Origin of the sequence: Rhodopirellula maiorica SM1 (assembly GCF_000346295.1) — a bacterium.
Lineage (GTDB): Bacteria > Planctomycetota > Planctomycetia > Pirellulales > Pirellulaceae > Novipirellula > Novipirellula maiorica.
Genome location: NZ_ANOG01001123.1, coordinates 1 through 8,426, shown reverse-complemented (window position 1 = coordinate 8,426; position 8,426 = coordinate 1). Strand labels below are relative to the sequence as shown.

Genomic DNA, 8,426 nt, shown 5'->3' with positions numbered 1-8,426 from the left:
ACGTTCAAGTGGGCGCCCCTATTCCCGTATTCAATCGAAATCAAGGGAATATTGCAGCGGCACGTGCTGAACTGGTTCGCGCCTGCCAAGACGCGCTGCGGATCGAAAACGCGATCAAAGCGCGGTTAGCCGCAGTTTCACGCGATTACGATTCGTCGCTCGCTGCCGTGTCGAAATACGGCAATGATATTCTTCCCAATGCTGCCGACGGACTGAGATTAGCAGAAACCGCCTACAAGGCGGGGGAGACCAGTTTTGTCCAAGTTTTGGTGGCGCGGCGCACCTATTTTGATACCAATCTGCAGTTTATTGCCTCGCAGGCCCAACTGGCTCAGGCCCGGGCTCGCGTCGATGGATACGTGCTCAGCGGTGCTTTGGAAGCGATGGTGGACAATAGCGGAGACGATAGTTTGCGTGGTCTGACGTTTAGTCAACAATAACAATTCGCTCGCAGTAGTGGACTTCGCCAGAAGTCCCCAAGATCGCAGTAGTGGACTTCGCCAGAAGTCCCCAGCAACATTTAAGCGAATTTCTGGCGAATCCCACTACCGTAAAAATAGCATGATTTGCTGAGTTAGCGAATTCGAATCAAGATTTGTTCCACTTGACCCGATTCAGCTAGCTAGGAAAGATAGAGGCATCGCAAAACGGTTCGATTCTTTAAAGGTGATGTTGAAAGTGTTTGTCCGAACGGCCCCTCTACTGACGCTCATTGCGTTCACGGCTCACGCCGTGCTGGGGTGTTGCTGGCATCACTCGCACGCCTTTGGGAACGCGTCTTGCGGTCAACATTTCGATGCCAGTGCCGCAGCCGATGCGGGGCATCGTCATCAACATGCCGCTCATCAACATGCCGCTCATCAACATGCCAGTACAGGGTGTTGTGATCACAGCACCCATTCGCACGGCGAATCGCATGTTTCTGAGGCTTCGGCCGCAGAGTTGGTTGTAAGTGAATTCGCGGTCCAAACCGTCACGTCAACTGATTCCGATTCGCCTTGCGGACATTCTCACCAATGCGATGAAACGCATTGCCATTTTGTAGGGATGTTTTCCAAGTCGTTGAACTTGGATTTTCTAGCGGTGTCGTTTGCGTTTGACTGCGTTGCGGTGCTACCCGCTACACCGCGAACTGCGGTGGGTGTTGAATTAGACAGGCTTTGTCGAGCACCCGTTTTATCCTCATCCGAGTCCTGTGCTCGTCTGCAATCTTGGCAGATTTGAGCTCTTTTTTCTCTCTGTTTGCTGTTTGGATCTAGGGTCGTTCGAACGTCGTGATGACGTCTCGTCGACGTCGCATCCGGCCGCATGCTGTGTGTGATCGAAGTCCCTGATCAAAGTACACATTCCTTGGGTTGCTGCGTCTGCACGTTCAAGTAAGTCCAAAAGAATCTTTTCGTATTTGTCGACCTAGATTCGATTTTGGCCTGCTTTTTGAAGTTGTTCTGCCGGGCAAGGCGTGGACGCTTTGAAAGATGCACGTTGCGGCGACTCGATGCGCTGCTTGCGGTGATTCCGCCACACCCTCTCTGCCAGTCTTCATATTGTTTCAACCTAGAAGTGTTTCTGATGCGACCGAAACTATCAAAAGTGCCATTGCCCGCGATCCAAGCCACGATCGGTTTGATCGTCGTTGTGGTAGTCGGAGTTACCTATTCAATGTGGTGGCCGCCACTATCGAGTTGGGTTGACGCCACGCTTTCATCGCAGCGTGGCGGTGAAGTTGCCGGCGGCGACGACCACGCATCTCATTCCACATCGGCGGCGGCCGAGGTCACGTCATTGGAACTGACCCCGCAAGCACGCAAAAATCTTGGATTGACGCCAAAGTATTTGCGTCCGGTCGAGTTGTCGAACTACCGTCGCTCGATCACGGTACCGGCCGTTGTGGTCGCCAAACCCGGTCGATCTTCGATTGTCGTGTCATCGCCGCTCAATGGCGTCGTCACGCATGTGCATGCGGTTACCGGCGAAGCGGTGATGCCAGGCGATTTGCTGTTCGAGGTCCGTTTAACTTACGAAGACTTGGTGGAAACGCAGACGGCCTATCTGAAGACGATCAGCGAATTGGAAGTGGAAAATCGCGAGATCGCTCGACTAGAAGACGCAACTCGGTCTGGCGCAATCTCAGGAAAACAACTTTTAGAACGTCGTTACGCCAAAGAAAAACTCGAAGCGTTTGCAAAGTCGCAGCGAGAAGCACTTCGATTGCATGGGCTTTCAGATCGTCAAATCGATGCCATTGCCCGAGACGGCAAGCTGATGGGTGATTTGCAAATCGTAGCTCCCGATGTGGACAGTCATGACGAGGACGAAGAACTGCATCTGAGCCAAGTGTCGTTACGCCCTGTGTCCTATACGAAACCATTGCCGTTGCCTCAGATTGCAAGCCGTAGTCAAAGCAGCAAGAAATTGTTGGTGATCGATGACTTGAGCGTTCACAAAGGACAAGCGATCACCGCTGGTGAGAAACTATGCTCGCTTTCGGATTACACGCAATTGTTTATCGAAGGCAAAGCGTTTGAAAACGACATCGCAGCGATTTCCGAAGCGGCTCAGCAGGGGTGGACGGTCGACGCAGTGTTTAGCGGTTCGAAGGGGCAAGAGGTTGTCAGCGGATTGAAGTTGGTTTTTGTTTCCAATTCGATTGACAGTGATTCGCGAACATTGTCGCTGTTTGTGGAGCTGCCCAATGAAATGATGCGAGATGTCAAAAATGACGAGGGGCAGCGGTTTGTTTCGTGGAAGTATCGCATCGGCCAACGACTTGAGCTGCGTGTGCCGGTGGAACAGTGGGAGAACCAAATCGTGTTGCCAGTCGAGGCAGTCGTGAAAGAAGGGGCGGATTGGTTCGTGTTTCAACAAAATGGCAAAACCTTTACTCGCGTGCCGGTGCATGTCCGCCATCGAGGACAGGACGCCGTGGTGATCGCCAACGATGGATCGATCTACCCCGGCGATGTGATTGCCCGCAAAGCGGCTCATCAGATGCAAATGGCCATCAAGAACAAATCAGGCGGTGGCGCCGATCCGCATGCCGGACACTCGCATTGATAATGTGTCAATAAGTCCCTTCTCTATATCCCATTGATTCATGCTTAACGCCGTCATTCGCTTCGCACTTCATCAACGATTGCTCGTCATCGCAGTCGCACTGTTCCTGATTGGTTACGGGACATGGCAGACAATGGTGATGCCCATCGACGTGTTTCCCGATTTGAACCGACCGCGTGTCGTGATCATGACGGAAACGCCGGGGATGGCTCCGGAGGAAGTGGAGTCGTTGATCACATTTCCGATTGAAACCGCGATGAATGGCGCCAATGGGGTCGAGGCGGTTCGCAGTTCCTCGGGTGTGGGGATCTCGGTCATTTATGTCGAATTTGCCTACGGAACGGACGTCTATACCGACCGCCAAATTGTGGCCGAGCGGATGCAGATGGTTCAGGACCGTTTGCCGCCGGGGATCACGCCTCAGCTCGCTCCGATCTCGTCGATCATGGGGCAAGTGTTGATGCTGGGGATGTGGAGTGACAATCCGAATGTTGACCCGATGCAGCTTCGCACCACCGCGGATTGGGTTGTCCGACAACGATTGTTAACGATTCCCGGTGTCTCGCAAGTCTTTACGATGGGCGGCGAGCGCAAACAGTTTCAGGTCCTGGTCGACCCCGACGCGATGCTTCGTTTCGGTGTCACATTGCCTGAGATTGAATCGGCTGTGACCGAGAGCAATGAAAATGGGACGGGCGGTTACCTGGACAAACAAGGCCCCGAAGAATTGTTGGTGCGGTCGTTGGGACGAATTCAATCGTTGGACGACTTGAAAAAAGTGCCGGTGAAAATTCGCGAAGGCCGTCCGGTTTTGCTTTCCCAAGTCGCCGAGGTGGTCGAGGGGGCGCAGGTCAAACGCGGTGACAGTTCCGCCTTTGTTCGCTCGCCGAACACGGATTCAGAATCGAGCACTGCTGGCGGTACGACATCCGAATGGCGCGGAGGGCCTGCGGTAGTGCTGACGATCAACAAGCAACCCGGCGCCGACACTCGCCGCGTCACCCGTGATGTGATGGCTGCGATCGAGGAACTGAAGCCAACATTGCCTGCGGGCACACAATTGACGACGGTCTATTCGCAAAAATCGTTTATTGATCGTGCGATTGAAAATGTGGTCGAAGCACTTCGCGACGGTGGCATCTTGGTAGTCATTGTGCTGTTTCTGTTTCTGCTGAATTTGCGAACGACGTTTATCACGCTGACGGCCATCCCATTGTCACTTGTGATGACCGCGATCGTGTTCGCAGTGTTTGGATTGTCGATCAACACAATGACGCTGGGCGGGATCGCGGTGGCGATGGGCGAACTTGTCGATGATGCCATTGTCGATGTCGAAAATATCTATCGACGACTCAAAGAAAATCGGGCTGCCGGGAATCCGCTGAATCCGTTGCTGGTGGTTTTTCGTGCCAGTGCCGAGGTGCGACGCAGTATCGTCTTCGGCACGATGATCGTGATACTGGTTTTTATTCCGCTGTTTGCTCTGGGCGGAATGGAAGGCAAATTGTTCGCTCCATTAGGAGTCGCCTACATCGTTTCGATCCTCGCGTCGCTGCTCGTTTCACTGACGGTGACTCCGGTGCTGTCGTATTGGTTGCTCGGTCAGAGTAAGCGAAGCGGCGAAGAAAAAGACGGGTTTGTGTTGCGAGGATTGAAGTGGGTTGCAGATAAAGTGATCCGCTTCAGTTTGACATTCCCGTATCTGAACCTGGGGGTGACCTTATTGATGGTCGCGATTGCTGCGATCTTTGTCTCGCGACTCGAGAAAGATTTTCTGCCTCCGTTTAACGAAGGGACGATCCAGTTAAACGTTGTGTTGCCGCCGGGAACCTCTTTGGCCGCGTCCACCGAGATCGCAGAATCGGTCGAGGAATCGCTCAAGCAGATTGACGATGTACAGCGGTTTGCTCGGCGGACCGGGCGTGCTGAACTGGACGAACATGCCGAGGGCGTGAACATGTCCGAAATAATCATCGAACTCGATCCTGATTCGCCTCGCTCGCGTGAAGAGCAATTGGCCGAAATTCGCGAGGCGATGGATAAGTTTCCTCATGTCGTCACGGCGGTTGAACAACCGATTGCCCACTTGATTTCGCACATGTTGTCCGGCGTGAAAGCTCAGGTGGGGATCAAAATCTATGGAGACGACTTGGATGTGCTGCGTCAAAAAGCGGAACAGATCAAAGCCGAAATCGAATTGGTGCCCGGCGTTACCGACGCGTTGGTTGAACCACAAGTCATCATCCCTCAGCTTCGCATCGAACTGGATCGCGACCGGCTGCTGCAATACGGGCTGAGTGCTGCGTCGGTCAACGAATACATCGAGACCGCGATGAACGGCAAAGTCGTCTCGGAAGTCCTCGATGGAATGCGAACGTTCGACTTGCTGGTGCGAATGAAAGAGGAGTATCGCGAGGACATCGAAGAGCTGAAACGTTTATCGATTCAATTGCCCGATGGTGGGATGATTCCGCTGTCGGGGCTTGCCAACGTTTACGAATCGGGTGGCCCTAACGTGGTCAATCGCGAGAACGTTCGTCGCCGAATTGTTGTCCAGTGTAATGTTGCCGACCGTGGGGTCGTGGACGTTGTCACGGATATCCAAGCGTCGATCAAACCGATCATAGCTCAATTGCCCTCGGGATACTTTGTCGAATACGGCGGCCAATTCCAAAGCCAGCAATCCGCAAGTCGAATCATCTTGGTATTGTTTGTGATTTCGATGGTGGGTGTGTTCCTGGTGCTGTATACATTGTTTCGCAGCATGAACTTGGCGCTGCAAGTAATGGCGGCGCTTCCTATGGCATTTATTGGATCGGTCGCCGCCTTGGTGATCACCGGTCAAACGTTGACGATTGCCGCGATGGTCGGCTTTATCTCGCTAGCCGGGATCGCATCGCGAAATGGCATTCTGTTGTTGCAGCACTATTTACATCTGGTTCAACACGAAGGCGAGCAGTTTACTGCTGCGATGATCGTCCGTGCAGGGCTCGAGCGACTCGCCCCGGTTTTGATGACCGCGTTGACCTCGGGGATTGGGCTGGTGCCATTGGTGTTGTCCGCCGGCGAAGCGGGCAAAGAAATTTTGTATCCCGTCGCCACCGTGATTCTGGGTGGATTGGTCAGTTCAACGATGTTGGACTTCTTTGTGCATCCGGCGCTGTTCTGGTTGTTTGGCATGAAGTCGGCTGAGCGAGTTGTGACCGCCGCCGCTGGCGAAATTGAATTGAACGAAGTTTAGGTATGTGCGTGAAAAAACATCCAAATGAACTCACACCACTGGCTTAGGGTTTGCTGAATGTTTGCTGACAGTTTGCTGGACGAAGATCGGAGTCCTCCCCTTGGTAACGATGCATTTTGAAGATGCGACCAAGGCGAACCAGCAGCTGTCGACAATGCAAAAACTTGGGTTTTGAAGCTCCGCAGGACCAACACGCTGGTCATATGCGACATTGCATCATGGTTAATGCAAAACGGTATTGACGCTCGCCATTCGCATTAAACCAGCAGCGAGGTGTATCGAAAGATGCCCTCGTAGTCGCCTCGTCATTTCGATTGCGAGGTTTTTACGAAGACGTTCCGTCTCACGATTTACTTCGTGGAACGTTCCCCTTTTGCCTCCTCATCACCGAAATTTTTACAATGCGTATGACAAAATTTGCAACTCTTGCCGCCGGTCTGATTCTTTTCACCACAGGTTGTGGCGATAAAGCGGCAACGAATCCCGACACGGATCACAGCGTCTCCGGTAGCGATGTGACCGTGGATGGACTTCCGCCCGCGACCGCCGACGTGCACGCCCATCCCAGCGAAGGACCGCACCATGGTTCGTTGGTCGAACTTGGCAACGAAGAATATCATGCCGAAGTGGTACATGATGAGAAATCAGTCACCGTCTATATCCTTGACTCGGCGGCAAAGAAAGCGGTTCCGATTGATGCGTCCGAAGTCACTATCAATTTGATGCACGATGGGACGCCCGAGCAGTTTAAGTTGGCAGCCAGCCCTGATTCTGGCGACGCCGACGGTAAGTCGTCACGTTTCACGCTTCCCGACGCTGCATTGGTCGGCCATATCGATGACGAAGCTTCGGCACCAAAGTTGAGCGTGACGATTGAGGGAACAGCCTATCGCGGTGAGATCAAACACGATCATGATCACGAAGGTCACGATCATGCAGGACATGACCACTGATAGGGTGTTGGAGTGTTGTCCGCAGCGAAAGTCGCCAAGACTTTCGGCGGATTACACTGGCCGGCGGGGGGGCGTTGCTCGAACGTCTACCCATTGTCATCATCGGTTTGTCATCGATCGGCGTGATCGATCGTGGCCACGTACCGTGCTTCTTCCCAGTTCCAAGCCCGTTAGCATTCCAGTGTTTCGTTCTAAGAAAAGTTTTCAAGATGCACAACCTTTGTGATCGTCGCGAGTACAGTCGTAGTGTGGTCATGGCCGCAGTGTTGGTGGTCGGTATGTCCGCCCATTCGCTATCCGCAAACGATTTGAGTTCCACTCACCAGACGCGTGTCATTGCGGGCTGGACGGTTCACATCAGCCAGAAATTGGAATCGCAAAACAAGCAAGCGACCGCGACGGCACTCAAGTTATTGGAAAAACAACTCGATGAGATTATTCGGGTGGTCCCCAAGCCGGCGGTGAAGGAGCTGCAGAACGTGCCGCTCTGGTTCTCACCCGAGTACCCCGACACACAACCGCGAGCCGAATACCATCCGAGCAAAAATTGGTTGGTGAAAAACGGTCGAGACGGGCGAATGGCGAAGGGCGTCGAGTTTACGAATGTCCGGATCTTTGAGGCCGAGACGCGTCGGATGCCTAATTTCGCGCTGCACGAACTTGCTCATGCCTATCACGACCGCGTGTTGGAGCGTGGTTTTGGCAATCGACCGCTAAAGATGGCGTACGAGAAAGCCAAGGCGAGTGGCAAGTACGACGATGTCGAGCGTCAAGACGCTAATGGCAACAAACGTCGCGAGCGGGCGTATGCGATGACAACGCCTCAAGAGTACTTTGCGGAAACGAGCGAAGCCTACTTCAGCCGCAACGATTTTTTCCCCTTCGATCGCGAAGAGTTAAAGAATCACGATCCCGAGATGCTAGCTTTGCTAGCCGAACTATGGGGTGATGCAGAGTGAAGCGATGTCGTTTCCGAGCGTTTCACAGCCGTTCTACTAGCTGAGGACTAGCTGAGGGACAGAGCATTTTGTCGTACTAGCTGAGGGACAGAGCATTTTGTCGAGGTGGCTGAGCCCAGCCTCGGGGTGGGGCTGCGCTAAGAGTACTAGCTGAGGGACAGAGCATTTTGTGGCGGTGGCTGAGCCTAACCTTGGGGTGGGGGCGCGTTAAGTGCTAGC

General features: G+C 53.4%; 6 protein-coding genes. 5 read left to right on the top strand and 1 reads right to left on the bottom strand.

The annotated features are described in order from the left end of the window. The coding region (locus RMSM_RS36020; RefSeq protein WP_144058210.1) for a TolC family protein at nucleotides 1-440 on the top strand (440 nt) is incomplete at its 5' end. 259 nt (nucleotides 441-699) lie between these two features. Here the strand turns inward: RMSM_RS36020 and RMSM_RS40410 are convergent. Then, entirely contained in the window at nucleotides 700-891 is a 192-nt protein-coding gene (locus RMSM_RS40410; protein ID WP_144058209.1) for a hypothetical protein, read from the bottom strand. Between the two features lie 678 nt (nucleotides 892-1,569). Between RMSM_RS40410 and RMSM_RS36010 the strand changes: the two genes are divergently transcribed. The 4 genes from RMSM_RS36010 (at nucleotide 1,570) to RMSM_RS35995 (ending at nucleotide 8,207) form a co-directional block, all read left to right on the top strand. Next, entirely contained in the window at nucleotides 1,570-3,054 is a 1,485-nt protein-coding gene (locus RMSM_RS36010; protein WP_052031983.1) for an efflux RND transporter periplasmic adaptor subunit, read from the top strand. A 40-nt stretch (nucleotides 3,055-3,094) separates the two neighbouring features. Beyond that, nucleotides 3,095-6,295 (top strand): efflux RND transporter permease subunit, encoded by a 3,201-nt coding sequence (locus tag RMSM_RS36005; protein ID WP_008709733.1) that lies wholly within the window; start codon nucleotides 3,095-3,097, stop codon nucleotides 6,293-6,295. Nucleotides 6,296-6,696: 401 nt separating this feature from the next. After that, the gene (locus RMSM_RS36000; RefSeq protein ID WP_144058208.1) at nucleotides 6,697-7,248 is read left to right on the top strand and encodes a hypothetical protein; all 552 of its coding nucleotides are present in this window, start codon (nucleotides 6,697-6,699) and stop codon (nucleotides 7,246-7,248) included. A 209-nt stretch (nucleotides 7,249-7,457) separates the two neighbouring features. Continuing rightward, nucleotides 7,458-8,207, top strand: a complete 750-nt coding sequence (locus RMSM_RS35995; RefSeq protein ID WP_052031982.1) for an anthrax toxin lethal factor-related metalloendopeptidase — start codon at nucleotides 7,458-7,460, stop codon at nucleotides 8,205-8,207. Nucleotides 8,208-8,426: the final 219 nt, after the last annotated feature.

Excerpts from the sequence above, each read along its gene's own strand:
- RMSM_RS36005 (WP_008709733.1), top strand. The coding sequence starts at position 3,095 with ATGCTTAACGCCGTCATTCGCTTCGCACTTCATCAACGATTGCTCGTC.
- RMSM_RS36010 (WP_052031983.1), top strand. The coding sequence starts at position 1,570 with ATGCGACCGAAACTATCAAAAGTGCCATTGCCCGCGATCCAAGCCACG.
- RMSM_RS35995 (WP_052031982.1), top strand. The coding sequence starts at position 7,458 with ATGCACAACCTTTGTGATCGTCGCGAGTACAGTCGTAGTGTGGTCATG.
- RMSM_RS36000 (WP_144058208.1), top strand. The coding sequence starts at position 6,697 with ATGCGTATGACAAAATTTGCAACTCTTGCCGCCGGTCTGATTCTTTTC.